The organism is Mycobacterium sp. SA01, assembly GCF_041287105.1.
Classification (GTDB): Bacteria; Actinomycetota; Actinomycetes; order Mycobacteriales; family Mycobacteriaceae; genus Mycobacterium.
Genome location: NZ_JBGGNO010000020.1, coordinates 701,895 through 725,346, shown reverse-complemented (window position 1 = coordinate 725,346; position 23,452 = coordinate 701,895). Strand labels below are relative to the sequence as shown.

Sequence of the window (23,452 nt, the reverse complement as noted above, 5' to 3'; positions counted from 1 at the left end):
GGCAAAGGAGCCACACATGACGACGGTCGCGTTCCTGGGGTTGGGCCACATGGGCGGTCCGATGGCGGCCAACCTGGTCAACGCCGGCTACACGGTGCGGGGCTTCGACCCGGTGCCGGCACTACGTGCGGCTGCCGAGCAGCAGGGCGCGACGGTGTTCGACGCCGGCGCCGCCGCGGTCGCCGAGGCAGACGTCGTCATCACCTCACTGCCCAACGGCGCGATCGTGAAAGCCTGCTACGCCGAAGCACTTCCGGCCGCCACGGCGGGCACGTTGTTTATCGACACCTCGACGATCTCCGTCGACGACGCCCGCGAAGTCAACGCGCAGGCATCTGCCGCCGGGATGGCTCAGCTCGACGCCCCCGTCTCCGGTGGCATCAAGGGCGCCACCGCGGGCACGCTCGCATTCATGGTCGGCGGTGACGCCGACGCACTGGATCGGGCCCGCGCCGTGCTGGATCCGATGGCCAGCAAGGTGATTCATTGCGGATCCTCTGGTGCCGGCCAGGCCGCCAAGCTGTGCAACAACATGGTGCTGGCCGTGCAGCAGATCGCCGTGGGCGAAGCCTTCGTGCTGGCCGAGAAGCTGGGCCTGTCGGCGCAGTCCCTGTTCGACGTGATCACCGGCGCCACCGGCAACTGCTGGGCGGTCCACACGAACTGCCCTGTGCCCGGACCTGTTTCGACGTCGCCTGCCAACAACAACTTCCAGCCGGGGTTCGCCACCGCGCTGATGAACAAGGACCTCGGACTGGCGATGGATGCGGTGTCGTCGACCGGCGCCACCGCCCCGCTGGGCACCCACGCCGCCGAGATCTACGCCAAATTCGCCGAAGAGCACGCCGACCTGGACTTCAGCGCGGTCATCGAAACCCTGCGTTAGAAATCCCCCGCGTGGTGGCGCAGCGTCTCGATCGACGCGACCAGCGCCCGGGCTTCCGGCGCCGCCATCCCGATGTCGGCGAATACCACCTCATTGAGCGTTGCGGTGGCGTCCTCCACCGTCGAACGCCCCAGGTCGGTGATCTCGACCAGCGTGGTGCGCCCGTCGGTGGGATGTGGCACCCGCCTGACCAATCCGTCGGCCTCCAGTCGGCGGATGGCATGCGTGACGCTGGTGACGTGCACCTGCAGCCGGTCCGAGGCCTTGGTGATCGGCAACGCCCCGGTGCGGCTGAAAGCCAACAGCCGCAACAGTTCGAACCGCGAGAAGCTCAGATCGTAGGGGCGCAACGCATTCTCCACCCGGGCCAGCAGAATCTGATGGGCCCGCATCACCGAGGTCACCGCAACCATGCCCTCGGCGACATCACCCCATCCGGCGCGCTCCCAGTTGCGTCGCGCGGCGGCGATCGGGTCCGGCTTGGTGGGTGGGATTGATTCGGCCATCCGCACATTCATACCGCATGGTCGAGACCTATAGGTTGCGCTGCAGCAGCACGTCGCCGGTCTCAGCTTTGACGACCTGGACCGCGGCGATCTTCACCATCGGCATCGATGTGCTGCCGGTCGGCGAGGCCGACTCCCCTTCGCGCGCCATCCACGTCGCCAACTGGACCCGGCTGCCGTCGCGACCGACGGCGTACATCGCCAGCTTGTCCGCGTCATCGGTCGCGTCGGCGCCGATCTCCTGGTGGTAGGTGCAGGTCATCTGGATGTGAGTGCCCCACCCCATCGGAGTGACCTGGATCGTCGCCTCGAACGACGACGGCATCACCGGTGTCATGCTGACCGTCGCGGCCGACACCTGCGGGGCGGGGGTGGGCGCGCTGAACGGGGCCGGCTTGATCGCGACGAACACACCCACGGCCAGCACGGCGGCGGCCGCGGCGGCCACCGACCAGGTGATCCACCGTCCCCGGCGGCGACGCCTGCGCACCTCGAACAGCACGCCGTCGAGCAGCTGTGGACGCAACGGCGGCGGTTCCATCCCGCCGGTATCGATGGCGGTCACCTCGTCGGGGGTGAGCATGGCCAGCAGCGCTGGCATGCCGCTGAGTTCACCGACCGACGAACGGCAGCGCCCGCATCCGCTGAGGTGCGCCTCGTACTCGCGGCGCTCGGTGCTCGACAGCGACCCCAGGACGTAGGCGGCGTCCCATGTCTCGTATGGATCGTGCAGATCCGTCACCGGGTCACCCCCATCTCCTGCAACGTCAGCCGTAGCGCGCGCACCGCATAGTGCAGCCTCGACTTCACCGTCCCCTCGGCGATCTGAAGGTCGGCCGCGATCTGCGCTGTGGTCCAGCCAAGATAGTAGGAACGGCGAACCACGGCGCGATGATCGGGCGACAGTTGCGCCAGCGCATCGCCGATCAGCAGCCGGTCGAGCGCGCTGTTGACTTCGTCAGGCCCCGCGGGCTCCGGCGCCCCCTCGGTGTTCAGCGAGTCGGTCTCCCGGCGGAACCGGGCGCTGCGACGTTCGTCGATGATCATGTTGCGAGCCACCGTGAACAGCCACGCCCGGGCGGAACGCTCGGCGTCGCCGGCGACCTCCGGATGCTGCCAGGCTCGCAGCAGAGTCTCCTGAACCACGTCCTCCGCGCGGGCCGGATCGCCGGTCAGCCGCAGCGCATAGCGCCATAGCGCGGCCGCGTGCTCCTCGTAGAGCACCCGAACCAACGCCGCCTCCGGGTCGTCCATGGTCAACCTCCCGGCTGATACACGTAACCGGCGGGTGTTTGGTTCACAGTGTGCGCGTGGCGCCTGTCGTCCAGCCGCGAAATCGACCTCAGGGTCGTGATCCGGGCCGATCACCAGCCATGGTGGCGGTCTCGGCGCGGATCAGACAGTGAGGATGCGCGGGCCGCTGTCGGTGACGGCGACGGTGTGTTCCCAGTGCGCGGCGCGTGATCCGTCGGCGGTGACGACGGTCCACTCGTCGGCCAGAATCCGGGTCTTGGTGGTGCCCAGCGTCAGCATCGGTTCGATCGCGAGCACCGATCCGGCGACCAGAGTGGGCCCGCGGCCGGGTTCGCCCTCGTTGGGCAGGAACGGGTCCATGTGCATGGCTCGGCCGATGCCGTGCCCGCCGTAGCCGGCGACGATGCCGAACCGGCGGCCGTAGGTCTGTTCGGCGGCGCGGGTTCCCGTTTCGATGGCGTGCGAGACGTCGGTGAGCCGGTTACCGGGGATCATCGCCGCGATACCGGCTTCCATCGACTGCTTCGTCGCCGCCGACAACGCCTCGTCCATCGCGATCAGGGTGCCGATCCCGAACGTGACAGCGGCGTCGCCATGCCAGCCGTCGATGATCGCACCGCAGTCGATCGACACCAGATCGCCATCGGCGAGCTTCTCGTCCGCCATCGGAATGCCATGCACCACACGGTCATTGACCGACGAGCAGATGCTGGCCGGGTAGCCGTGATAGCCGAGGAACGACGGGATGCCGTTGGCCTGCCGGATCACCGATTCGGCGACGTCGTCAAGGTCCTTGGTCGAGACCCCGGGAGCGGCGGCCGCCTGGACCGCGCGCAGCGCTGCCGCCACCACGGCGCCGGCAGCGGCCATCGCATCCAGCTCCCCCGGCGTGCGGGCGGGAACGGTTTTGCGATTGCGCAGCCCGGGCAGTGAAACCATCGAAACTCAGCGACCGAGTGCGTGCAGCGCCCGGGCGAACACCTCATCGAGGCTGCCGACGGCGTCGACGGTCTTGAGCTCTTCGGAGTAGTAGTCGAGCAGCGGCGCGGTCTCGTCCCGGTACACCTTGAACCGATTGCGGATGACGTCCTCGGTGTCGTCGGCGCGACCACGGCCCTTGAGCCGCCCGACCAGCTCGTCCTCGGGCACCCGGAACTCGAGCACGGCGTCGAGCAGCAAGTCGCGCTTGGCCAGCATCTGCTTGAGCGCCTCGGCCTGCTCGACCGAACGGGGGAAGCCGTCGAGGATGAAGCCGCCGGCCACATCCGCGTCGTTGAGCCGGTCGTCGACCAGCGCGTTGGTCAGCGTCGCCGGAACCAGGTCGCCGGCGTCGAGATACTTCTTGGCCTCCAGCCCCAGCTCGGTGCCGGTGCTGATGTTGTGCCGGAACAGGTCACCGGTGGAGATCTGCGGCACCCCGAGCTTGTCCGCCAGCTTGACCGCCTGAGTTCCTTTGCCCGCGCCCGGCGGTCCCAACAGAACGATTCTCACTTCAGGAACCCTTCGTAGTTGCGCTGCATGAGCTGGCTCTCGATCTGTTTGACCGTATCCAAACCGACACCGATCATGATCAGAACCGCGGTACCGCCGAACGGCAGGTTCTGGACGCCGCCGCTATTGCCCATCTGCAGGAAGACGTTCGGCAGGACGGCGATCACACCCAGGTAGATCGAGCCGGGCAGGGTGATCCTGTTCAGCACGTACCGCAGATAGTCAGCGGTCGGCTTGCCCGGTCGGATGCCGGGGATGAAGCCACCGAACTTCTTCATCTCGTCGGCACGCTCATCAGGGTTGAACGTGATCGACACATAGAAGTAGGTGAAGAAGATGATCAGCCCGAAGTAGATGCCGATGTACACCGGATCGGCCGGGTTGGTCAGATAGTTGGCGACGAAGCGGTCCCACCAGCCGTTGCTCGGGGTGGTGCGCCCGCTCTGGATCAGCTGAGTGACCAGGTGCGGAATGTAGATCAGCGACGACGCGAAGATGACCGGGATGACGCCGGCCTGGTTGACCTTCAGCGGCAGATAGGTCGAGGTGCCGCCGTACATGCGCCGGCCGACCATGCGCTTGGCGTACTGCACCGGGATGCGGCGCTGGCCCTGCTCGACGAACACGACGCCGATGATGATCAGCAAAGCCGCCCCACAGACCGCGGCGAAGATCAGGCCGCCACGGCTATCCAGGATGCTCTTGCCCTCAGCGGGGATGCGGGCAGCGATACCGGCGAAGATCAGCAGCGACATGCCGTTGCCGACGCCCCGCTCGGTGACCAGTTCGCCCATCCACATGACCAGGGCGGCGCCCGCGGTCATCACCAGGACGATGATGATCAGCGAGAAAATGCTCTGGCTCTGCAGGATGTCCAGGGTGCAGCCCTGCAGTAGTCCGCCATTGGCGGCCAGGGCCACGATGCTGGTGGCCTGCAGGATGGCCAGCGCGATCGCCAGGTAGCGCGTGTACTGGGTCATCTTGGCCTGGCCGGCCTGACCCTCCTTGCGCAGCTGTTCGAAACGCGGGATGACCACCGTGAGCAGCTGCACGATGATGCTGGCGGTGATGTAGGGCATCACGCCCACCGCGAACACCGTCAGCTGCAGCAGCGCGCCGCCGGAGAACAGGTTGATCAGCGAATAGATCTGCCCTCCGGCACCGCCGCTCACCTGCTCGATGCACTGGTGGACATTCTTGTAGTTGACCCCGGGGGACGGCAGCGAGGCGCCGACCCGGTACAGGATCACAACACCCAACGTGAACAGGATCTTTCGCCTCAGGTCGGCCGTCCTGAGCGAAGAGATGAAAGCCGAGAGCACTCTTCCTCCTGGGCAGCCGGACGTGAGTCACAGCGTGCCATTGGGGCTGGCCTGGCCAGCGTTCGGGTAATCCTGCCTTGCGCCGATCGCCGCCAGGATTTCCGCCTGCGGCACCGCTCGCTCAAACAGTCTACGAGAGTAACAGTTGGCCCAGGCAGGGCGGGAATCCGCGGATCAAGGCCACCGCCGGCCGCCGCGCGCTCAGGAATCGCACAGCGGGAACAACGTACAGTCGATAGTGGTTAACTCAGCTAAGTATAAATGGCGGCAGTGAGGGTCAAACGATGACGCGTACGGACAACGACACTTGGGACCTGGCCTCCAGCGTGGGTGCGACCGCGACGCTGGTCGCCGCCGCCCGCGCCGCGGCGAGCCGGGAGCGCGACCCCTTGATCGACGATCCGTTCGCCGAACCCCTGGTGCGCGCCGTCGGCATCGACTTCTTCACCAAGATGGCCACCGGCGACCTGCCCACCCCCGACGACCAGAGCGCCATGGGCGTCACCCGGATGACCGACAACATGGCGGTGCGCACGAAATTCTTCGACGAGTTCTTCCAGGACGCCGCCGACGCCGGTGTCCGACAGGTCGTCATCCTCGCCTCCGGCCTCGACTCGCGCGCCTACCGCCTGGACTGGCCGGCCGGCATGGTCGTCTACGAGATCGACCAGCCCGACGTCATCGCATTCAAGACCCAGACGCTGGCCGAACAGGGCGCCACACCGACGTGTGAGCGCAGGCCGGTGGCGATGGATCTGCGCAACGACTGGGCCACCGCGCTGCGCGAGGCCGGCTTCGACCCGCAGGCGCCCACCGCATGGAGCGCCGAGGGTCTGCTGGGCTACCTGCCGCCGGACGCTCAGGACCGTCTGCTGGACACCGTCACCGAGCTGTCCGCTCCCGGGAGCCGGGTGGCCATCGACACCGCGCCGCCGTCGAATCCCGAGGAACAGGAAGAGTCGCGCGAAAAGATGGAAACCATCTCCGCGCACTGGCGCGACAACGGCTTCGACCTCGACTTCGGCTCGCTGGTCTACCTGGGCGAGCGCAACGAGGCCAGCGACTACCTGGCCGACCACGGTTGGCAGGTCGACCGCTCCCCGGTCAACGACCTGCTGGCCGCCGGCCGGCGCGGGACCTTCGATGACGACGAGCCGATGGGCAAGCTCTACTACCTCAGCGCCGTCTACGGCGGCGCCCGATGAGCCGCAGCGACTCCGACTCCTGGGACCTGGCCACCAGCGTCGGCACCACCGCCACCATGGTGGCCGCCGCCCGCGCGGTGGCCAGCCGCGAAGAGAACGCACTGATCGACGATCCGTTCGCCGCGCCTCTGGTCCGCGCAGTCGGGATCGACGTCTTCACGAAGATGGTCGACGGCGACATCAACATGGCAGCCATGGACGGTGCCGAGACCGCCCGGGTGATGACCGATGTGATGGCGGTGCGAACCCGCTTCTTCGACGACTTCTTCCTGACTGCAGCCGCAGCAGGAGTGCGGCAGGCGGTCATCCTGGCCTCCGGCTTGGACTCCCGGTCGTATCGGCTGGACTGGCCGGCGGGCACCGTCGTCTACGAGATCGACCAGCCCCAGGTCATCGACTTCAAGACCGAGACGCTGGCCGCGCTCGGCGCCTCCCCCACCGCGGACCTGCGCACGGTCAGCGTCGACCTGCGCGACGATTGGCCGGCAGCGCTGCGAGCCAACGGTTTCGACGCCACCTTGCCCACCGCCTGGAGCGCCGAGGGCCTGCTGGTCTATCTACCGCCGGAGGCCCAGGACCGGTTGTTCGACAACATCACCGCGCTGTCGGCACCCGGCAGCCGGATCGCCACCGAATACCACCCGGACGGCGGCCGCGGTCTGGCCGACCGCTCCAAAGCGATCAGCGACCAATGGCGCGAACGAGGCCTGGACATCAACATGTCCGACCTGTTCTACGACGGGGAACGCAACCCCGTCATCGGCTATCTCGAACAGCAGGGCTGGCAGGTCGGCTCCCAGGCGCGCGCAGACCTGTTCGCCGCGTACGGACGGCCCTTCCCCGAGACCACCCTGACCGAATCACTACGGAACTCCGTGTCCGTGACCGCAATCCGGAAGTAACACCATGAGCCAGACACACACCCGCTACGACGGCGACACCTGGGACCTGGCGTCCAGCGTCGGCGCCACCGCGACATCGGTGGCGGCGTCGCGAGCGCTGGCCTCCCGCGGCCCGGACGCTCTCATCCACGACCCGTACGCCGACGCACTCGTCAAGGCCGTCGGCGTGGAGTCCCTCATCCGGGTGGCCAACGGCGAGGCCAACATCGAGGACGACCCGATGCTCAACCGCCGCCGGATGACCGAGCAGATCGCGGTGCGCACCCGGTTTTTCGACGACGTGTTCACCAACGCTGCCCGTGACGGCATCAGTCAGGCGGTCATCCTGGCGTCGGGCCTGGACACCCGCGCATACCGGATGAGCTGGCCGGCCGGCTCGGTGGTCTTCGAGTTGGACCAGCCTCAGGTCATCGAGTTCAAGACCCGCGTGATGACCGATCTGGGAGTTTCGCCCACCGCCGATCGCCGCACCGTCGCCGTCGATCTCCGCGACGACTGGCCGACGGCGTTGCGGGAACACGGTTTCGACGTCTCCCAGCCGACGGCGTGGATCGCCGAAGGGTTGTTGATCTATCTGCCCCCCGAGGCGCAGGACAGGTTGCTGGACAACGTCACCGCGATGTCGGCACCGGGAAGCCGCTTCGCCACCGAATTCATGGCCACGGGAATGACACTGCCGGACAGCTGGCGCGACCGGTTCAAGAAGTACTCGGCACAGATCGGCTCCGACATCGATCTGCCTGCCCTGTTCTACGACGGCGAGCGCAACTCGGCAGGAGACTACCTGGCCGAACGCGGGTGGCGCATCAGCACGGTGAGCACCCGGGAGTCCTACGCCGCCAACGGCTTTGACATGCCCGACGACGAAACACTGGTGCAGTTCAGCGACAGCACCGGTTACCTGACCGCCACCCGAGCACAGGAGCAGTGATGACACGCACCGATGACGACAGCTGGGACCTGACCTCCAGCGTCGGCGCCACCGCGACAGCCGTGGCCGCCGGCCGCGCGCTGGCCACCAAGGACCCGCGCCAGCTCGTCAACGACCCGTTCGCCGATCCACTTGTTCGCGCGGTCGGCATCGACTTCTTCATCAAGATGATCGACGGCGAACTCGACACCTCGGCATTCGGCGACCTCGCACCCGAGCGCGTGCAGTCGATGATCGACGCAATGGGCGTGCGGGCCAAGTTCTTCGACGACTACTTCATCTCGGCGACCGGCACCGGCATCCGGCAGGTCGTGATCCTGGCGTCTGGTTTGGATGCCCGCGCATACCGGCTGCCGTGGCCGTCGGGCACCGTGGTGTTCGAGATCGATCAGCCCGACGTCATCGCATTCAAGACCGGCGTGTTCGACGACCTCGGTGCGCAGCCCCCGGTGCAGCGCCACACTGTCGGCATCGATCTGCGCGAGGACTGGCCCGCAGCCCTGCGCGCCGCCGGGTTCGATCCGAGCCTGCCCACCGCATGGCTGGCCGAGGGACTGCTGGTCTATCTGCCGTCCGACGCTCAGGACCGGTTGTTCGACACGATCACCGAGTTGAGTGCACCCGGTAGCGCGGTAGCCACCGAATTCGTGCCCGGGATCATGGATTTCGACCCGTCGAAGGGTACGGCGATGACAGCCCAGGCCCGTGATCAGGGGCTGGACATCGACATGGGATCGCTGGTCTACGCCGGCCCCCGCAGCCACGTGATGGAGTACCTGACCGGGAAGGGTTGGGACGTCACCGGGGTGGCCGACGAGGAGCTGTTCCGCCGGCTCGGACTGCCGGCCCGGCCCGAGCGGGCCGACAACGACCCGTTCGGCGAAATCGTCTACGTCAGCGCCACTCTGGGTTGAACCCCAGCCACAGCGCACTGGTTCCGGTCAGCGCACGCTCGCTCTGATCGACCACGCCCCTGATGGACTGGCCCATCAGCACCGCGATGGCTTCCGGCAGTGAGGCCGCGGCCGGCTGCGACGACGGCTTGGGACGCAGGAAGTCCCGCAGCGACGAGCTGGGATAGCTGACCAGTTCGGCCTTGGTGTCGGCGTCGATCCCGGCGAGCACCTTGGCCCGTCGCACCGCCGTCCGCAGCCCACCGAGTTCGTCGACCAGGCCGTGCTCGAGGGCATCGGCACCGGTCCACACCCGGCCCTGCGCCACCGCCTCGACCTCCTCGACGGACATGTGCCGGGCCTCGGCCACCCGCTGCACGAAGTCGGTGTAGAACAGATCCGCCTCGGCCTCCACCAGTGCCTGCTGTTCCGGGGTGAACGGCGCATTGACCGACCACGCGTCGGCGTTGTCGTTGGTGCGCACACTGTCCGAGCCGACCCCCAGGCGCTCCTTCAGGCCCCGGGCCACCAACTTGCCGGTCAGCACACCGATCGACCCGGTGATGGTGCCCGGGTTCGCGACGATGGCGTCGGCGGCCATCGCGACGTAGTAACCGCCCGATGCGGCGACCGCGCCCATCGAGGCCACCACCGGCTTGCCCTTGGCGCGCAGGCGCTTCACCTCCCGCCACATCGTCTCCGAGCCCGTCACCGAGCCGCCGGGACTGTCCACCCGCACGACCACCGCGTCGACGTCGTCGTCGGCGGCGACCTCGCGCAGCGCCGCTCCGATGGTGTCGCCGCCGGCGCTGGACCGTCCGATCGGCAGGCCCTGCGGGCCGCCGCGGCCACTGACGATCGACCCGGAGACGGTGACCACCGCAATCTTGGGCCGCTTCTTGCGGCCCGGCACCGACGGCATCGGCACCGCGGGACCACCCTTGCCGGCGTGCGCGTAGCGGGACAGATACAGCCGTGGCGGGGCGTTGTCACCCGAGTCGGCGTCACCGGATTCCGGCGAAACACCTTCCCGGCCGGTGAGTTCCGCGATCCGGCTGTACGCCTCGTCGCGGAAGCCGATCCGGTCGACCAGGTGTCCGTCGACCGCGGCGTCACGCAGCAGCGGCGCCTGGTTGGCCAGTTCGTCGACCGCCGCGACGTCGATGTGCCGCGACTCGGCGATGGCCTGCCACACCTGGCTGTGCAGGCTGGCGATCAGCCGGGAATCGGCCTCGCGGTGCGCGTCGGTGTAGTGGTCCTGGGTGAACAGATTGGCTGCCGACTTGTACTGGCCGCGCGTCACGAACTGCGCCTCGATACCGGCCTTGTCCAGGGCGTCGCGCAGAAACAGGGCGTTGGTGGCGAAACCGATCAGCCCGACGGTGCCCGTCGGCTGCATCCACACCTCGGAGAAGGCCGACGCCAGGTAGTACGACAAGGTGCCGGGGTAGGTTTCGGCCCACGCCAGCGACGGCTTGGTCTCGGTGAAGGCGGCGATGGCAGCGCGCAGTTCCTGCACCGGTCCGGCCGGCGCGGCCGAAAGCTGAACGCGGGCAATCAGTCCCGCCACCCGCGGATCCTCTGCCGCGCGATGGATCGCGGCGACCGCGTCGCGCAGCAGCATCGTCCGGCCCCCACCGGTGATGAAGGTCAGCGGGTCGAAGCCGCTGGACTCCGGCGGCACCGTCTGCAGGTCGAGCTCCAGGATGCAGCCATCGGGCACCCCGTGGTGCCGGGCGGTGTCGATGCGCCGCAGCGCGTCGCGGAGGTCGTCGGCGCCCGGAATCGCGGGCAGGAAGGCGAACATACAGTCGAGGTTACCCACGCCGGCGCTGCAGCCCTTCTGTGCGCTCGTACGGTGGAGTGGTGAAGTACTCGATCTCGATACCGCAGTTCGACGTCGACGGCTTCGACGGCGAGGGGCTGCGGAGTTATCTGACCCGTGCCGAGGACCTCGGTTTCGAGGGCGGCTGGACGATCGAGCAGATCATCGGCCCGTCGCCGATGATCGCACCGATGGAGCTGCTGGCCTGGGCCGCGGCGTGCACCACCACCCTGCGGCTGGGGGTCGCCGTGTTGATCACCTCCCTGCACGACCCGCTGCAGCTGGCCTCGACGGTGACCGCCGTGGACCGGCTCAGCCATGGGCGCCTGGAACTCGGTGTGGCGCCCGGCGGTGGCCGGCGAAAGTTCGAGGCGTTCGGCGTCGACCCGGCCACATTCATCAGCAGCTTCACCGAAGGCCTGCAGTTGATGAAGGCGGCGTGGTCCGACGATCCGCGGGTGACGTTTCACGGCCGGTTCCGGGACGTCGATGATCTGCCGATCGCGCCCAAGCCCGTGCAGCGGCCACACCCGCCGATCTGGTTCGGCGCCAATGCCCCTCGCGCGATCGCTCGCGCGGTGCGCCACGGCGACGCGTTCATGGGTGCGGGATCCTCGACGACGGCGAACTTCGCGACCGCCGTGCAGACCGTGCGCACCGAATTGGCCGAGCAGCACAAGGATCCGAACGCGTTCCGGATCGGAAAGCGGGTCTACCTGATCGTCGACGACGACGCCGCCAGAGCACGCGAGCGGGTGCTGGCCGGTCTGCGCCGGATCTACGGTTCGATGCCCGGCGTGGACGCGGTTCCGGTATCCGGCACGGCATCGGATGTCGTGCGCGGTCTGCGTGAGGTGATCGACGCCGGCGCGCAGACGCTATTGTTGCACCCGGTCGGCGCGAGCCTGGCCGAGGATCGCGAGCAGATGGAACGCCTTGCCGCTGACGTCATTCCGCAGCTGAGCTGAACAACGAAAAAAGCCCCCGACACGCAGTGCGCGGCGGGGGCTTCTTCGTGGATCTGGGTCAGAGCTCGGTGACCGAACCGCCTGCAGCGGTGATGGCCTCACGGGCACTGCCACTGAACTTGTGTGCGGTGATGTCGACCTTGGCGGTCAGCTTGCCGTCGCCGAGGACCTTGACGAGCACGTTCTTGCGAACGAGGCCCTTGGCCACCAGGTCGTCGACACCGACGGTGCCGCCCTCCGGGAAGGCCTTGTTCAGGTCGCCGACGTTGACGACGGCGTACTCGGTGCGGAACCGGTTACGGAAACCCTTGAGCTTGGGCAGCCGCATGTGGATCGGCATCTGCCCGCCCTCGAAGGTCACCGGCACGTTCTTGCGGGCCTTGGTGCCCTTGGTGCCACGACCGGCCGTCTTGCCCTTGGAGCCCTCACCGCGACCGACGCGGGTCTTCGCGGTCTTGGAGCCGGGGGCCGGCTTCAGGTCGTGCAGCTTGATGACGCTCATGATTTAGCCTCAACCACTTCTTCTACTTCAACGAGGTGGTGCACAGCCTTGATCAGGCCACGCGTCTGCGGGTTGTCCTCGCGAACCACCGTCTGGCGAATCTTCCTCAGACCCAGGGTCCGCAGGCTTTCACGCTGCTTCCAGCGGGCACCGATAGTGCCGCGCACCTGGGTGATCTTCAGCTCTGCCATGGTTATGCGCTTCCTTCACCACGCGCTGCTGCGGCAGCCAGCGCTTCGCTCTCCCGACGCGCGCGCAGCATGCCTGCCGGCGCAACATCTTCGATCGGCAGCCCGCGACGAGCGGCCACCTCTTCAGGACGCTGCAGCAGCTTGAGCGCGGCAACGGTGGCATGCACCACGTTGATCGCGTTGTCACTGCCCAGCGACTTGGCCAGAACGTCGTGCACGCCAGCGCATTCCAGCACGGCACGGCACGCGCCACCGGCGATGACACCGGTACCGGGGCTGGCCGGACGCAGCATCACGACACCGGCCGCGGCTTCGCCCTGCACGGGATGGGTGACGGTGCCACCGATCAGCGGGACGCGGAAGAAGTTCTTGCGAGCTTCCTCGACACCCTTGGCGATCGCGGCGGGCACCTCTTTGGCCTTGCCGTAGCCGACACCGACCAGACCGTTGCCGTCACCGACGATGACCAGGGCGGTGAAGCTGAAGCGCCGACCACCCTTGACCACCTTGGAGACCCGGTTGATCGTGACGACGCGCTCGAGGTAGTTGCTCTTCTCGCCGCCGTCGCGGCCACCACGTCCACCGCGGTCGCCACGATCGTCACGGCGGCCACGGCCACCGCGGTCGTCACGTCCGCCGCGCTGTACGTCGGTACGGGTGCCGGCTGAGGGGGCGCCGGTATCCGGCGCGCTGCCGGCTGCGGTCTGCTCCGCCATCATGCGGTCCTTCCGTTGTTCATCATTAGAATTTGAGTCCGTTCTCGCGAGCCGCGTCGGCCAGCGCCGCGATGCGGCCGCCGTAGGTGTTGCCGCCGCGGTCGAACACCACGGCCTCGACGCCTGCAGCCTTGGCACGCTCGGCGATCAGCTGACCGACGCGCACGCTGTGGGCCTTCTTGTCACCCTCGACGGCGCGGACGTCGGCCTCGATCGACGACGCTGCGGCGACCGTGACACCCTCGGCGTCGTTGACGAGCTGCACGTGGATGTGCCGCGAGGAGCGGTTGACCACCAGACGCGGCCGCTCGGCGGTGCCGACGACCTTCTTACGCAGCCGGTTGTGCCGACGCAGGCGCGAAACCCGGCGCGCGGCCGAGACACTCGTGCCGACCGGCGTCCGATCGTTGGCTGCCTTCTGTGCTTGAGCCATGGCTTACTTACCTGTCTTTCCGACCTTGCGGCGGATCTGCTCACCCTCGTACCGCACGCCCTTGCCCTTGTACGGGTCCGGGCGGCGCAGCCGACGGATGTTCGCCGAGATCTGGCCGACCTTCTGCTTGTCGATACCTGAGATCGAGAACTTGGTGGGCGTCTCCACCGCGAAGGTGATGCCCTCCGGGGCCTCGATGACCACGGGATGGCTGTACCCGAGCGCGAACTCGAGGTTGCTGCCCTTGAGCTGGACGCGGTAACCGACGCCGAAGATCTCCATCTTCGTGGTGTAACCCTGGGTCACACCGGTCACCAGGTTGGACACCAGCGTGCGGGACAGACCGTGCAGCGAACGGCTGCGCCGCTCGTCGTCGGGCCGACTCACCACGATCGCGCCGTCGTCGCTGCGCGACACGGTGATCGGCTCGGCGATCGAGAGCTCCAGCGTGCCCTTCGGGCCCTTGACCGACAGATTCTGACCGTCGATCGTCACATCAACTCCGGCGGGAATGGCCACCGGCTGCTTACCAATACGCGACATAGTTCTGCTTCTCCTATCCCGCTACCAGACGTAAGCGAGGACTTCGCCGCCCACGCCCTGTCGGGACGCCTGGCGGTCGGTCAGCAGGCCGGAGGACGTGGAGATGATCGCCACGCCCAGGCCACCGAGAACCCGCGGCAGATTGGTGGATTTCGCGTACACCCGCAGACCGGGCTTGGACACCCGGCGCAGCCCGGCGAGGCTGCGCTCCCGGTTGGGGCCGTACTTGAGCTGGACAACAAGCGACTTGCCGACCCGAGCATCCTCGGTGCGGAAATCGCTGATATACCCCTCACTCTTGAGGATCTCGGCGATGTTCGCCTTGATCTTCGAGTGCGGCAGGGTCACTTCGTCGTGATACGCCGAATTGGCGTTACGCAGACGTGTCAAAAAGTCTGCGATCGGGTCCGTCATAGTCATGACTGGGCCTGTCTACCTTCCTCGCAACGGTTCCCACTCGGGTCGATTCCCTTGGGGGCCTGCTGCGCACCTGTTCTGTAGGGGTCTGTTACCAGCTGGACTTCTGCACACCGGGCAGTTCGCCGGCATGGGCCATCTCGCGCAAGCAGATTCGGCACAGGCCGAACTTGCGGAACACGGCGTGCGGGCGTCCGCACCTGTTGCAGCGGGTGTAGGCCCGCACGGCGAACTTCGGCTTCTTATTGGCCTTGTTGACCAGTGCCTTCTTTGCCATCTGCTCAGTTCTCCTTGAAGGGGAAGCCCAGCGCGCGCAGCAGCGCCCGACCTTCGTCGTCGTTGGTCGCCGAGGTGACGACGGTGATGTCCATGCCGCGCGGACGGTCGATCGAATCGACGTCGATCTCGTGGAACACCGACTGCTCAGCGAGTCCGAAGGTGTAGTTGCCGTGGCCGTCGAACTGCTTGGGGCTCAGGCCGCGGAAGTCGCGGATACGCGGCAGCGCGATCGACACCAGCCGGTCCAGGAACTCCCACATCCGGTCGCCGCGCAGCGTGACCCGCGCACCGATCGGCATGCCTTCGCGCAGCTTGAACTGTGCGATCGACTTGCGGGCCTTGCGGATCTCCGGCTTCTGACCGGTGATCAGCGCCAGGTCGTTGACCGCGCCGTTGATCAGCTTGGCGTCGCGGGCGGCGTCACCGACACCCATGTTCACGACGACCTTGACCACGCCGGGGATCTGCATGACGTTGGCGTAGTTGAACTCGTTGTTGAGCGCGTCCTTGATTTCTTCGCGGTAGCGCGCCTTCAGCCGGGGCTGAACTTTTTCTGCGGTAGTCATATCTCTCAGAGGTCCTTGCCGTTGCTCTTGGCGATGCGGACGTTCTTGCCGGTCTCCTCATCGCGGCGGACGCCGACGCGGGTCGGGTTGCCGTCGGAGTCGACCACCATCACGTTCGAGACGTGGATCGGAGCTTCCTGGGTGACGATGCCGCCCGAAGATGCGCCACGCTCGTTGGCCGACTGCGCGGTGTGCTTCTTGATCCGGTTGACGCCCTCGACGAGGACGCGGTTACGGGTCGGGTAGGCCTGCAGGACCTTGCCCTTGGCGCCCTTGTCCTTCCCGGCGATGACGAGGACGGTGTCGCCCTTGTGGACCTTCATTTACAAAACCTCCGGGGCCAGCGAGACGATCTTCATGAACTTCTTCTCGCGCAGTTCACGACCGACCGGTCCGAAGATGCGGGTGCCTCGCGGGTCGTTGTCGTTCTTGATGATGACGGCGGCGTTCTCGTCGAACTTGATGTAGCTGCCGTCGGCGCGGCGACGTTCCTTCACGGTGCGCACCACGACGGCCTTGACCACGTCACCACGCTTGACGTTGCCACCGGGGATGGCGTCCTTGACGGTCGCCACGATGACGTCGCCGATGCCGGCGTAGCGCCGCGACGAGCCACCCAGAACACGGATGCACAAGATCTCCTTGGCGCCCGTGTTGTCGGCGACCTTGAGCCGCGATTCCTGCTGAATCACTAGATCTCCTCGATCTGGTAACTGTGTGCACGACAAAATCCCTAAAGGCAATCCAAAATGAAGCCTGTCGTGCGCGGTCTTTGTCACCCAAGAGCACGCAGGGCCGACGAACGCCGGCCGAGGTCTGCCCTAGGCAACCCCTACATGCTAGGTGACGAGCGAAAAAGCTCCAAATCCATGAGCTTTCTCCGCCCAAATCGACGAACCGCAGGCAACGTGCGAGAGGGGACCTGCAGTACGTCGATCTCGGCGCAGGTCAGCCGCTCACCACACAACGAAAGCCAATGTGGGTGGTCGAGGTGTCCTGCGACTGGGGTGAACGCGCGGCGGGCCGGTACCGGTGGCAGTACTCCGGCGCGCACAGATGCGAGCCTCCTTTGAGAGCCTGGCTGACGGCGGGATCGGGCTCGATCGGCGGCGGGCAACAGCCGTTCTTCTGGTTCAGAACGTGATGGGCCGAGAACCGCGTGGTCGTCCACTCCCAGACGTTGCCGATCATGTCGACCAGCCCGAATGCGTTCGGCGGGAACGCCCCCACCGGCGAAGTTCCCGTCCACCCCAGCGCCCCGTCGTTGCGATACGGGAACCGGCCCTGCCAGGTGTTGGCCATCAACGATCCGTCGACCGTCGACTCGGCGCCCCAGGCGTAGTCCGTGGTGCTGCCTGCCCGCGCGGCGTACTCCCATTCCGCTTCCGTCGGCAGGCGCCTGCCGGCCCACCGCGCGTAGGCGGCCGCATCGGGATAGGCCACCTGCACGACGGGATGATCGGCCTTGTCGGCGATGTCACTACCGGGGCCGAACGGTGCGCGCCAGTTCGCCCCGGGCGCCCAGTCCCACCACTGCCGCCAGTCCCGCAGATCCACCGGCCCCGCCGTGGACCGGAACACCAACGCGCCGGGTTGCAGATCCGCTTGCGGCACACCGGGATACAGCGCGGGGTCAAGCGATTTCTCGGCAACGGTGACATGCCCGGTGGCAGCGACGAACTCGGCGAACTGCGCGTTGGTGACGGGGTGCCGCTCGATGCCGAAGGCGTCCACGGTGACCGTGTGGATCGGCGCCTCTTCGGGATAGAAGCTCGTCGACCCCATCCGGAACGCCCCGCCGGGCACCTCGACAAGCTCGGTGAGCATGGCTTCAGGGTATGACGATGCTGAACTTGTCGGTCAGCACCGAGGCGGCCTCGTCGAAATCGGGGGCCCCCGCCGGCGCCTCCACGTGCACGGCGACCAGGTAGTTGCCGGTGTTGGTCCAGATGTGAGCGATGCGGTCGTGGTACTCCAGCGACTCGTCAGGATCCTGGGCCCAGGTGCCGATCAGTTTCTGCCCGCTGAATCCGCAGAAGTCGCCGGGCAACAGGCTCAGCGTGCTGATCGGATACTTGGCCATCACGTCGTCGCCGTATCGGGCGAAAGCGGCGGCCGCCTCCAGCGGGGTGGCCTCGATGGTCACCTTGGCGACCATGTCGTCCGGCCCGGACAGCGACGCACCGACGTCACCGGCGCCGGGGGTCACCGACCATCCGGGCGGCACCCGAATGGTGATCTTGGGCGCGGCCGGGTCTGCGACGGCGGCCACCGCCGTCTGCCCCTGCTGGTCCTGCTTACACACGACGGCGTTCGGCGGGACCGGCACCTTGGTGGTCTCCAGTACGCCTGGTTGCGACGACTCGGGCTCGTCGGTCTCCCGGGTCGACGGCGCCGCCGACGTGGGTGCGACGCTGCCGGCGGAGGTGGACGCCTCGGCACGGACCGGGGTCCCGTCGCTGTTTCGCGCACAGGCGGCAACGCCTGGAACGGCCAGCACCATCACCGCCGCAGCGGCACACACCAGCCGAGTCACAGCTCCAGTATGACGCGGCGCTCAGTCCCTGGCGAAGGCCGCCGCGAGCTCGCGCTCCGCGTCGACGTACGGAGCGCCCGACACGTCGACCACAACCTGCGCGATGGTTCCTCCGGTGAAGCTGAAAGGTGCCTGGTAGGCGGCCGAGACCGCCTGCCCGAGATTCCGGCCGACGCTGACCCCGCCACCGGCCAACCCGAACGTGAACGGGTGGGCTTTCACACCGGCCAGCGTGGCCACCGCGGCCCCGTCGACATACAGCGTGGCGTCGCCGACCGGGGTGTGGCTGCCGTCGACCGTGCCGGTCCGGGCGTAACCCACCCCCAGGATGTGGTCCCCGAGGGGCAGCGGGTCCGGGGCGATCACCCGTTGTTCGTCTTCCCCGAAGAAGTTGTAGACGAACTGCAAGCGTCCGTCGTCGACGAACAAGACGTAGCCACCGTGGCCGGCCCCCTGCTTGAACATCACCCCGCGCACGTCGGGGCTGCTGATGTTCACTTCGGCCAGCACCGAGAACGAGCGGCCGACGATGTTGACGCAGGCGCCCATCCCGACCGGCGCGGTGTTCGGGTAGTAGATGTAGCGCGGTCGGTCACCGGCCAGGGTGGGCCGCCAGCGGCCGAGCATCTCCCCCACGTTGAGGTCGGACAGCGGCAAGCCGTTGTATTTCTCCGCCTCGCTGAACCACAGCTTCTGCAACTCCGCGAGCTTCTCGGGGTGTTCGGCCGCGAGGTCGTGACATTGGCTGCGGTCGTTCTCGATGTGGTACAGCTCCCAGCGATCGTCCTCGAAATGCGACCAACCGGACGGCGAAGCGGGGTGCACCGCGCTGGCGAACCATCCCTTGTGCCAGATGCCCCGCGTGCCCAGCATCGTGTAGAACTGGGTCTCCTTGCCGCTCTCCGCCGTCGAATCCGCCAGCGCTGCTTTGAAACTCACTCCGTCGAGCGGCTTCTGGGCAATTCCCTTCACGGTCTCCGGAACGTCGATGCCGAGCAACTCATAGATGGTCGGCGTTATGTCACTGACGTTGACGTAGTGGTCCCGAACTTCACCGTGCGCGGCAATTCCGTTGGGCCAGGAGATGATTGCGGTGTCAGCGATGCCACCTTCATGCGACGCGTAGCGCTTGTACAGCTTGTAGGGCGTGTTGAACGCCATCGCCCACCCGATCGGGTAATGGCCGTAGGTGGTGGGACCGCCCAGTTCGTCGAAGAACCGCATGCTCTCTTCGACGGTGTCGATGTATCCGTTGAAGAACTTGCCTTCGTTGACCGACCCGTTGGGGCCGCCCTCGCCGCTGGCGCCGTTGTCGGAGATCACCACGATGATCGTGTTGTCCAGTTGGCCGGATTCGTCCAGATAGTCCAGGATTCGGCCGATCTGGGCATCCGTATAGGACAGGAAGCCGGCGAAGACTTCGGCCATCCGGGAGAACAGCCGCTTCTCCTCGTCGGACAGCGATTCCCACGGACGCACGGTGTCCCCCTCCGGCCACGGCTGGCCGTCGGGTCCGGTCACGTCGTTGTACGGATTCACCGCGGACAGTTCGGTCTCCGGGGGCACGATGCCGAGCTTCTTCTGGTTCTCCAGCACGATCTCGCGGTACCGCTCGTAACCCATGTCGAACGTTCCGGCGTAACGGTCGGCCCATTCGGAGAACACGTGGTGCGGTGCGTGCCCGGCCCCCGGGCACAGATAGGTGAACCACGGCTTGTCGGGAGCGATCATCGTGGAGTCGCGGATGAACTCGATTGTCTTGTCCGCCAGGTCTTTCGAGAGGTGGTAGCCCTCCTCGGGGGTGGCAGGCGCCTCCACCGGGTGGCTGTCGTACATCAGCTCGGGGTACCACTGATCGGTCTCACCGCCCATGAAGCCGTAGAACCGCTCGAAGCCGCGCGACAACGGCCAATGCCTGCGAGTGGCCGCGAGGCTGGACTCCTCGATCGGCGTGAGGTGCCACTTGCCCACGCAGTACGTGTTGTAGCCGCGCTCGGCCAACACCTCCGAGATCAATGCGGTGTCATCGGGAATCCGGCCGTTGATGCCGGGGAAACCGTCGGTGAACTCCTCGACGGTCGCCATCCCGACGGTGGTCGAGTTCCGGCCGGTCAGCAGCGACGCCCGAGTCGGGGAACACAGTGCCGTGGTGTGGAACTGCGAGAGCCGAACACCGCGCTCGGCGATCCGCGACATCGCCGGCATGGACACCAGTCCGCCGAAGCAGTCCCAGGTCGCAATGCCGATGTCATCCCACACCAGGTAGAGCACGTTGGGCGCGTTGTCGGGCGCGGTGGGCGCCGCGTACGGGCCCCAGTCCGCCTCGGAATCGCGGATATCCAGTTCGATCTTGCCGTTGAACTCCGTGGTCATACGCGTTCCCCATTTCTCGAGGCTGCCGTGGGATGCCAAGCAGACACGAGTCTGGCATGAAGGCCACCAGACGCAAAGGCCCCCGACACGCCGGGCGTGCGGGGGCTTCTACGTCTGCTCGCGCAGAGAAATTACTTGGCGCGCTCGAGGACCTCGACCAGGCGCCAGCGCTTGGTCGCCGACAACGGGCGGGTCTCCATCAGGGAGACGCGGTCGCCGATACCGGCGTCGCCGTTCTCGTCGTGCGCCTTGACCTTCGTCGTGGTCCGGATGATCTTGCCGTAGAGCGGGTGGCTCTTGCGGGATTCCAGCTCGACGACGATCGTCTTCTGCATCTTGTCACTGACCACGTAGCCGATGACCGTCTTGCGGCGGCCGCGCGACTCCTCGGTGCGCTCAGTGTGCTTGGTGCCCTTTGTTTCTGCCATTACGATTCCTCACCAGCGGGTCCGGCGGCCAGACCCAGTTCACGTTCGCGCAGCACGGTGTAGATGCGCGCAATCTCCTGACGCACGGTGCGGAGCCGGCGATTGTTGTCCAGCTGCCCGGTGGCCATCTGGAAGCGCAGGTTGAACAGCTCTTCCTTGGATTCCCGCAGCTTGTCGGTCAGCTCTTCTTCGGTGAGCTCACGCAGTTCGCCGGCGCTGATGCCAACAGCCATCAGAACTGCTCCTCTCGTGTCACGATGCGTGCCTTGATCGGCAGCTTGTGGATCGCGCGGGTCAGTGCTTCGCGCGCGATCTGCTCATTGGGGTAGCTCAGTTCGAACAGCACGCGACCCGGCTTGACGTTGGCCACCCACCACTCGGGCGAACCCTTGCCCGAACCCATGCGGGTTTCGGCGGGCTTCTTGGTCAGCGGGCGGTCCGGGAAGATGTTGATCCACACCTTGCCGCCACGCTTGATGTGCCGGTTGATGGCGATACGAGCGGACTCGATCTGCCGGTTGGTGATGTAGGCGTGCTCCAGTGCCTGGATGCCATAGTCACCGAACGACACCGACGTTCCACCGCTGGCGATACCACGCTGCCTGGGGTGGTGCTGCTTGCGGTGCTTGACTTTACGGGGAATCAGCATGAGTTAGCTCTCCGTGTTTTCAGCGGCGGGCTCGACGGCCGGCGCCTCCGCAGTGACGGGAACCGCAGATTCCGCGGTCTCTTCACTCGCGGCACGACCGGCTTCGGTGCTCGTCGCGGTGGTGCCCGAAGCACCGCTGCGGCGCGGGCGGGTGCCCGACGGACGCTCACGGCGCGGACGGTCGGCGGCGGGCGCGGCGGCGGCGAGCTCACGCTTGCCACCGACGATGTCGCCCTTGTAGATCCACACCTTCACGCCGATACGGCCGAACGTGGTCTTGGCCTCGTACAGCCCGTAATCGATGTCGGCGCGCAGCGTGTGCAGCGGCACCCGGCCTTCGCGGTAGAACTCCGAACGGCTCATCTCGGCGCCGCCGAGACGGCCCGAGCACTGCACGCGGATGCCCTTGACGTTGGGCTGCCGCATGGCCGACTGGATGGCCTTGCGCATCGCGCGGCGGAACGCCACACGGTTGCTCAGCTGCTCGGCGACACCCTGGGCGACCAACTGCGCCACCGACTCCGGGTTCTTCACCTCGAGGATGTTGAGCTGAACCTGCTTGCCGGTCAGCTTCTCCAGGTCGGCGCGGATGCGGTCGGCCTCGGTGCCACGACGGCCGATCACGATGCCCGGACGCGCGGTGTGGATATCAACGCGGACCCGGTCACGGGTGCGTTCGATCTCCACGTCGGCGATGCCGGCGCGCTCGAGACCGGTGGCCAGCAGCCGGCGGATCGCCACGTCTTCCTTGACGTAATCCGCGTACTGCTTGTCGGCGTACCACCGGGACTTCCAGTCGGTGGTGATACCGAGCCGGAAGCCGTGGGGGTTGATTTTCTGGCCCACTACTCCGAGCCCTCCTTCGTCTGTTCGGCCGTCTTCTTGGCAGCCGGAGCCTTCTTGGCAGGAGCCTTCTTGGCCGGCGCCGTCGCGGCCGCCTTGCTTGCCTGAGCACGACGCGAGCGAGCAGACGTCGCAGAGCGCTCCTTGCGCTCCGGACGGCTCTCGACGATCACCGTGATGTGGCTGGTGCGCTTGCGGATTCGGTACGCGCGACCCTGCGCGCGTGGCCGGATGCGCTTGGCGGTCGGGCCCTCGTCGGCGGTGATGGTCGCGACGACCAGGGTCGCCGGGTCCAGACCGTCGTTGTTCTGCGCGTTGGCGGCAGCGCTGGCGATCACCTTGGCGACCGGCTCGCTGGCCTGCTGCGGCGCCCAGCGAAGGATGTCGAGAGCTTCCTCGACACTCTTGCCGCGGACCAGGTTGATCACCCGGCGAGCTTTACTCGCCGAGATCCCGATGTGGCGCGCTTTGGCCGTCGCAGACGGGTATTCGGTGGTTGCAGTCGTCATCGCCGCTTACTCTTCCGGTCGTCCTTGATGTGACCTTTGAACGTGCGCGTCGGTGCGAACTCGCCCAGCTTGTGGCCGACCATCGCCTCGGTGACGAACACCGGCACATGCTTGCGACCGTCGTGGACGGCGAAGGTGTGACCGATGAAGTCGGGGATGATGGTCGAACGACGCGACCAGGTCTTGATGACCTGCTTGGTGTTCTTCTCGTTCTGGACGTCGACCTTCTTGAGCAGATGGTCGTCGACGAACGGACCCTTCTTCAGGCTGCGTGGCATGTCTTA

At 66.8% G+C, this 23,452-nt stretch carries 32 protein-coding genes; 6 read left to right on the top strand and 26 right to left on the bottom strand.

From position 1 onward, the window contains the following. Positions 1 to 16 precede the first annotated feature (16 nt). Positions 17 to 886: a 3-hydroxyisobutyrate dehydrogenase gene (mmsB, locus tag AB4879_RS22725; protein WP_370509371.1), complete on the top strand. Its 870-nt coding sequence runs from the start codon at positions 17 to 19 to the stop codon at positions 884 to 886. On the opposite strand, the gene AB4879_RS22720 is transcribed toward mmsB, so the two are convergent. From AB4879_RS22720 to secY, 6 genes are all read right to left on the bottom strand, one after another. Further along, complete coding sequence (locus AB4879_RS22720; protein ID WP_370509370.1) at positions 883 to 1,392, bottom strand: MarR family transcriptional regulator; 510 nt, start codon at positions 1,390 to 1,392, stop codon at positions 883 to 885. The genes mmsB and AB4879_RS22720 overlap by 4 nt on opposite strands. 28 nt (positions 1,393 to 1,420) lie before the next feature. After that, complete coding sequence (locus AB4879_RS22715) at positions 1,421 to 2,134, bottom strand: anti-sigma factor (protein WP_370509369.1); 714 nt, start codon at positions 2,132 to 2,134, stop codon at positions 1,421 to 1,423. Continuing rightward, complete coding sequence (locus AB4879_RS22710) at positions 2,131 to 2,646, bottom strand: sigma-70 family RNA polymerase sigma factor (RefSeq protein ID WP_083120617.1); 516 nt, start codon at positions 2,644 to 2,646, stop codon at positions 2,131 to 2,133. Before AB4879_RS22710 ends, AB4879_RS22715 begins: the two co-directional genes overlap by 4 nt. Before the next feature lie 141 nt (positions 2,647 to 2,787). Further along, on the bottom strand, positions 2,788 to 3,585 hold the full coding sequence (gene map / locus AB4879_RS22705; RefSeq protein ID WP_102807149.1) for a type I methionyl aminopeptidase: 798 nt from the start codon (positions 3,583 to 3,585) through the stop codon (positions 2,788 to 2,790). Between the two features lie 6 nt (positions 3,586 to 3,591). After that, on the bottom strand, positions 3,592 to 4,137 hold the full coding sequence (locus tag AB4879_RS22700) for an adenylate kinase (RefSeq protein WP_102807148.1): 546 nt from the start codon (positions 4,135 to 4,137) through the stop codon (positions 3,592 to 3,594). Next, a complete protein-coding gene (secY, locus tag AB4879_RS22695) occupies positions 4,134 to 5,459 on the bottom strand; it encodes a preprotein translocase subunit SecY (RefSeq protein ID WP_370509368.1) in 1,326 nt (441 codons plus the stop codon). The genes AB4879_RS22700 and secY overlap by 4 nt, the downstream gene beginning before the upstream one ends. 284 nt (positions 5,460 to 5,743) lie before the next feature. Here secY and AB4879_RS22690 point away from each other — a divergent pair, with 284 nt between their 5' ends. The 4 genes from AB4879_RS22690 to AB4879_RS22675 are packed head-to-tail and all read left to right on the top strand — an operon-like array spanning position 5,744 to position 9,411. Beyond that, positions 5,744 to 6,664, top strand: a complete 921-nt coding sequence (locus AB4879_RS22690) for a class I SAM-dependent methyltransferase (protein ID WP_370509367.1) — start codon at positions 5,744 to 5,746, stop codon at positions 6,662 to 6,664. Next, entirely contained in the window at positions 6,661 to 7,566 is a 906-nt protein-coding gene (locus tag AB4879_RS22685; RefSeq protein ID WP_102807145.1) for a class I SAM-dependent methyltransferase, read from the top strand. The genes AB4879_RS22690 and AB4879_RS22685 overlap by 4 nt, the downstream gene beginning before the upstream one ends. A 4-nt stretch (positions 7,567 to 7,570) precedes the next feature. Continuing rightward, positions 7,571 to 8,497: a class I SAM-dependent methyltransferase gene (locus AB4879_RS22680; RefSeq protein ID WP_370509365.1), complete on the top strand. Its 927-nt coding sequence runs from the start codon at positions 7,571 to 7,573 to the stop codon at positions 8,495 to 8,497. Continuing rightward, entirely contained in the window at positions 8,497 to 9,411 is a 915-nt protein-coding gene (locus AB4879_RS22675) for a class I SAM-dependent methyltransferase (protein WP_370509364.1), read from the top strand. Before AB4879_RS22680 ends, AB4879_RS22675 begins: the two co-directional genes overlap by 1 nt. Here AB4879_RS22675 and sppA read toward each other — a convergent pair. Continuing rightward, positions 9,392 to 11,197 (bottom strand): signal peptide peptidase SppA, encoded by a 1,806-nt coding sequence (gene sppA / locus AB4879_RS22670; protein ID WP_370509363.1) that lies wholly within the window; start codon positions 11,195 to 11,197, stop codon positions 9,392 to 9,394. The genes AB4879_RS22675 and sppA overlap by 20 nt on opposite strands. A 59-nt stretch (positions 11,198 to 11,256) precedes the next feature. Here sppA and AB4879_RS22665 point away from each other — a divergent pair, with 59 nt between their 5' ends. Beyond that, positions 11,257 to 12,183 carry an LLM class flavin-dependent oxidoreductase gene (locus AB4879_RS22665; protein ID WP_370509362.1) on the top strand — a complete coding sequence of 309 codons (927 nt, stop codon included), beginning with the start codon at positions 11,257 to 11,259 and terminating at the stop codon, positions 12,181 to 12,183. A 58-nt stretch (positions 12,184 to 12,241) separates the two neighbouring features. Here the strand turns inward: AB4879_RS22665 and rplO are convergent, their stop codons facing one another. The 19 genes from rplO to rpsS all read right to left on the bottom strand — a co-directional run bounded on the left by rplO (position 12,242) and on the right by rpsS (position 23,446). Further along, positions 12,242 to 12,685: a 50S ribosomal protein L15 gene (gene rplO / locus AB4879_RS22660; RefSeq protein WP_102807141.1), complete on the bottom strand. Its 444-nt coding sequence runs from the start codon at positions 12,683 to 12,685 to the stop codon at positions 12,242 to 12,244. Continuing rightward, positions 12,682 to 12,876, bottom strand: a complete 195-nt coding sequence (rpmD, locus tag AB4879_RS22655; RefSeq protein ID WP_102807140.1) for a 50S ribosomal protein L30 — start codon at positions 12,874 to 12,876, stop codon at positions 12,682 to 12,684. The genes rplO and rpmD overlap by 4 nt, the downstream gene beginning before the upstream one ends. Positions 12,877 to 12,878: 2 nt before the next feature. Further along, the gene (gene rpsE, locus AB4879_RS22650; protein ID WP_172507332.1) at positions 12,879 to 13,592 is read right to left on the bottom strand and encodes a 30S ribosomal protein S5; all 714 of its coding nucleotides are present in this window, start codon (positions 13,590 to 13,592) and stop codon (positions 12,879 to 12,881) included. Between the two features lie 25 nt (positions 13,593 to 13,617). Beyond that, positions 13,618 to 14,025 carry a 50S ribosomal protein L18 gene (rplR, locus tag AB4879_RS22645; protein ID WP_036343534.1) on the bottom strand — a complete coding sequence of 136 codons (408 nt, stop codon included), beginning with the start codon at positions 14,023 to 14,025 and terminating at the stop codon, positions 13,618 to 13,620. Between the two features lie 3 nt (positions 14,026 to 14,028). Next, positions 14,029 to 14,568, bottom strand: coding sequence for a 50S ribosomal protein L6 (gene rplF, locus AB4879_RS22640; protein WP_370509361.1), 540 nt, complete (start codon positions 14,566 to 14,568; stop codon positions 14,029 to 14,031). Between the two features lie 21 nt (positions 14,569 to 14,589). After that, positions 14,590 to 14,988: a 30S ribosomal protein S8 gene (rpsH, locus tag AB4879_RS22635; protein WP_071947464.1), complete on the bottom strand. Its 399-nt coding sequence runs from the start codon at positions 14,986 to 14,988 to the stop codon at positions 14,590 to 14,592. 88 nt (positions 14,989 to 15,076) lie between these two features. Further along, the gene (locus AB4879_RS22630; protein WP_019510998.1) at positions 15,077 to 15,262 is read right to left on the bottom strand and encodes a type Z 30S ribosomal protein S14; all 186 of its coding nucleotides are present in this window, start codon (positions 15,260 to 15,262) and stop codon (positions 15,077 to 15,079) included. A gap of 4 nt (positions 15,263 to 15,266) precedes the next feature. Then, on the bottom strand, positions 15,267 to 15,830 hold the full coding sequence (rplE, locus tag AB4879_RS22625) for a 50S ribosomal protein L5 (RefSeq protein WP_036343526.1): 564 nt from the start codon (positions 15,828 to 15,830) through the stop codon (positions 15,267 to 15,269). Positions 15,831 to 15,835: 5 nt separating this feature from the next. Then, entirely contained in the window at positions 15,836 to 16,153 is a 318-nt protein-coding gene (rplX, locus tag AB4879_RS22620) for a 50S ribosomal protein L24 (protein ID WP_036343525.1), read from the bottom strand. Next, entirely contained in the window at positions 16,154 to 16,522 is a 369-nt protein-coding gene (gene rplN / locus AB4879_RS22615; protein WP_003892852.1) for a 50S ribosomal protein L14, read from the bottom strand. It lies immediately after the preceding gene. A 256-nt stretch (positions 16,523 to 16,778) separates the two neighbouring features. Continuing rightward, a complete protein-coding gene (locus tag AB4879_RS22610; RefSeq protein WP_370509360.1) occupies positions 16,779 to 17,657 on the bottom strand; it encodes a formylglycine-generating enzyme family protein in 879 nt (292 codons plus the stop codon). Positions 17,658 to 17,661: 4 nt separating this feature from the next. Further along, the gene (locus AB4879_RS22605) at positions 17,662 to 18,366 is read right to left on the bottom strand and encodes a hypothetical protein (protein WP_370509359.1); all 705 of its coding nucleotides are present in this window, start codon (positions 18,364 to 18,366) and stop codon (positions 17,662 to 17,664) included. Between the two features lie 21 nt (positions 18,367 to 18,387). Next, the gene (locus tag AB4879_RS22600; RefSeq protein ID WP_370509358.1) at positions 18,388 to 20,739 is read right to left on the bottom strand and encodes a sulfatase-like hydrolase/transferase; all 2,352 of its coding nucleotides are present in this window, start codon (positions 20,737 to 20,739) and stop codon (positions 18,388 to 18,390) included. 131 nt (positions 20,740 to 20,870) lie between these two features. Then, on the bottom strand, positions 20,871 to 21,167 hold the full coding sequence (rpsQ, locus tag AB4879_RS22595) for a 30S ribosomal protein S17 (RefSeq protein ID WP_036343518.1): 297 nt from the start codon (positions 21,165 to 21,167) through the stop codon (positions 20,871 to 20,873). Further along, positions 21,167 to 21,400 (bottom strand): 50S ribosomal protein L29, encoded by a 234-nt coding sequence (rpmC, locus tag AB4879_RS22590; RefSeq protein ID WP_036343516.1) that lies wholly within the window; start codon positions 21,398 to 21,400, stop codon positions 21,167 to 21,169. The genes rpsQ and rpmC overlap by 1 nt, the downstream gene beginning before the upstream one ends. Further along, positions 21,400 to 21,816, bottom strand: coding sequence for a 50S ribosomal protein L16 (rplP, locus tag AB4879_RS22585; protein ID WP_036343514.1), 417 nt, complete (start codon positions 21,814 to 21,816; stop codon positions 21,400 to 21,402). The genes rpmC and rplP overlap by 1 nt, the downstream gene beginning before the upstream one ends. Before the next feature lie 3 nt (positions 21,817 to 21,819). After that, positions 21,820 to 22,662: a 30S ribosomal protein S3 gene (gene rpsC, locus AB4879_RS22580; RefSeq protein WP_102807135.1), complete on the bottom strand. Its 843-nt coding sequence runs from the start codon at positions 22,660 to 22,662 to the stop codon at positions 21,820 to 21,822. Beyond that, positions 22,662 to 23,168 (bottom strand): 50S ribosomal protein L22, encoded by a 507-nt coding sequence (rplV, locus tag AB4879_RS22575; RefSeq protein ID WP_102807134.1) that lies wholly within the window; start codon positions 23,166 to 23,168, stop codon positions 22,662 to 22,664. Before rplV ends, rpsC begins: the two co-directional genes overlap by 1 nt. Beyond that, entirely contained in the window at positions 23,165 to 23,446 is a 282-nt protein-coding gene (rpsS, locus tag AB4879_RS22570) for a 30S ribosomal protein S19 (RefSeq protein WP_003892827.1), read from the bottom strand. Before rpsS ends, rplV begins: the two co-directional genes overlap by 4 nt. Positions 23,447 to 23,452 lie beyond the last annotated feature (6 nt).

Coding starts and splice junctions, on each gene's coding strand:
- mmsB (WP_370509371.1), top strand. CDS start 17: ATGACGACGGTCGCGTTCCTGGGGTTGGGCCACATGGGCGGTCCGATG.
- AB4879_RS22720 (WP_370509370.1), bottom strand. CDS start 1,392: ATGGCCGAATCAATCCCACCCACCAAGCCGGACCCGATCGCCGCCGCG.
- AB4879_RS22710 (WP_083120617.1), bottom strand. CDS start 2,646: ATGGACGACCCGGAGGCGGCGTTGGTTCGGGTGCTCTACGAGGAGCAC.
- map (WP_102807149.1), bottom strand. CDS start 3,585: ATGGTTTCACTGCCCGGGCTGCGCAATCGCAAAACCGTTCCCGCCCGC.
- AB4879_RS22690 (WP_370509367.1), top strand. CDS start 5,744: ATGACGCGTACGGACAACGACACTTGGGACCTGGCCTCCAGCGTGGGT.
- AB4879_RS22685 (WP_102807145.1), top strand. CDS start 6,661: ATGAGCCGCAGCGACTCCGACTCCTGGGACCTGGCCACCAGCGTCGGC.
- AB4879_RS22680 (WP_370509365.1), top strand. CDS start 7,571: ATGAGCCAGACACACACCCGCTACGACGGCGACACCTGGGACCTGGCG.
- AB4879_RS22675 (WP_370509364.1), top strand. CDS start 8,497: ATGACACGCACCGATGACGACAGCTGGGACCTGACCTCCAGCGTCGGC.
- sppA (WP_370509363.1), bottom strand. CDS start 11,197: ATGTTCGCCTTCCTGCCCGCGATTCCGGGCGCCGACGACCTCCGCGAC.
- rplO (WP_102807141.1), bottom strand. CDS start 12,685: ATGAGCGTCATCAAGCTGCACGACCTGAAGCCGGCCCCCGGCTCCAAG.
- rpmD (WP_102807140.1), bottom strand. CDS start 12,876: ATGGCAGAGCTGAAGATCACCCAGGTGCGCGGCACTATCGGTGCCCGC.
- rpsE (WP_172507332.1), bottom strand. CDS start 13,592: ATGGCGGAGCAGACCGCAGCCGGCAGCGCGCCGGATACCGGCGCCCCC.
- rplR (WP_036343534.1), bottom strand. CDS start 14,025: ATGGCTCAAGCACAGAAGGCAGCCAACGATCGGACGCCGGTCGGCACG.
- rplF (WP_370509361.1), bottom strand. CDS start 14,568: ATGTCGCGTATTGGTAAGCAGCCGGTGGCCATTCCCGCCGGAGTTGAT.
- rpsH (WP_071947464.1), bottom strand. CDS start 14,988: ATGACTATGACGGACCCGATCGCAGACTTTTTGACACGTCTGCGTAAC.
- AB4879_RS22630 (WP_019510998.1), bottom strand. CDS start 15,262: ATGGCAAAGAAGGCACTGGTCAACAAGGCCAATAAGAAGCCGAAGTTC.
- rplE (WP_036343526.1), bottom strand. CDS start 15,830: ATGACTACCGCAGAAAAAGTTCAGCCCCGGCTGAAGGCGCGCTACCGC.
- rplX (WP_036343525.1), bottom strand. CDS start 16,153: ATGAAGGTCCACAAGGGCGACACCGTCCTCGTCATCGCCGGGAAGGAC.
- AB4879_RS22610 (WP_370509360.1), bottom strand. CDS start 17,657: ATGCTCACCGAGCTTGTCGAGGTGCCCGGCGGGGCGTTCCGGATGGGG.
- AB4879_RS22600 (WP_370509358.1), bottom strand. CDS start 20,739: ATGACCACGGAGTTCAACGGCAAGATCGAACTGGATATCCGCGATTCC.
- rpsQ (WP_036343518.1), bottom strand. CDS start 21,167: ATGGCAGAAACAAAGGGCACCAAGCACACTGAGCGCACCGAGGAGTCG.
- rpmC (WP_036343516.1), bottom strand. CDS start 21,400: ATGGCTGTTGGCATCAGCGCCGGCGAACTGCGTGAGCTCACCGAAGAA.
- rplP (WP_036343514.1), bottom strand. CDS start 21,816: ATGCTGATTCCCCGTAAAGTCAAGCACCGCAAGCAGCACCACCCCAGG.
- rplV (WP_102807134.1), bottom strand. CDS start 23,168: ATGACGACTGCAACCACCGAATACCCGTCTGCGACGGCCAAAGCGCGC.
- rpsS (WP_003892827.1), bottom strand. CDS start 23,446: ATGCCACGCAGCCTGAAGAAGGGTCCGTTCGTCGACGACCATCTGCTC.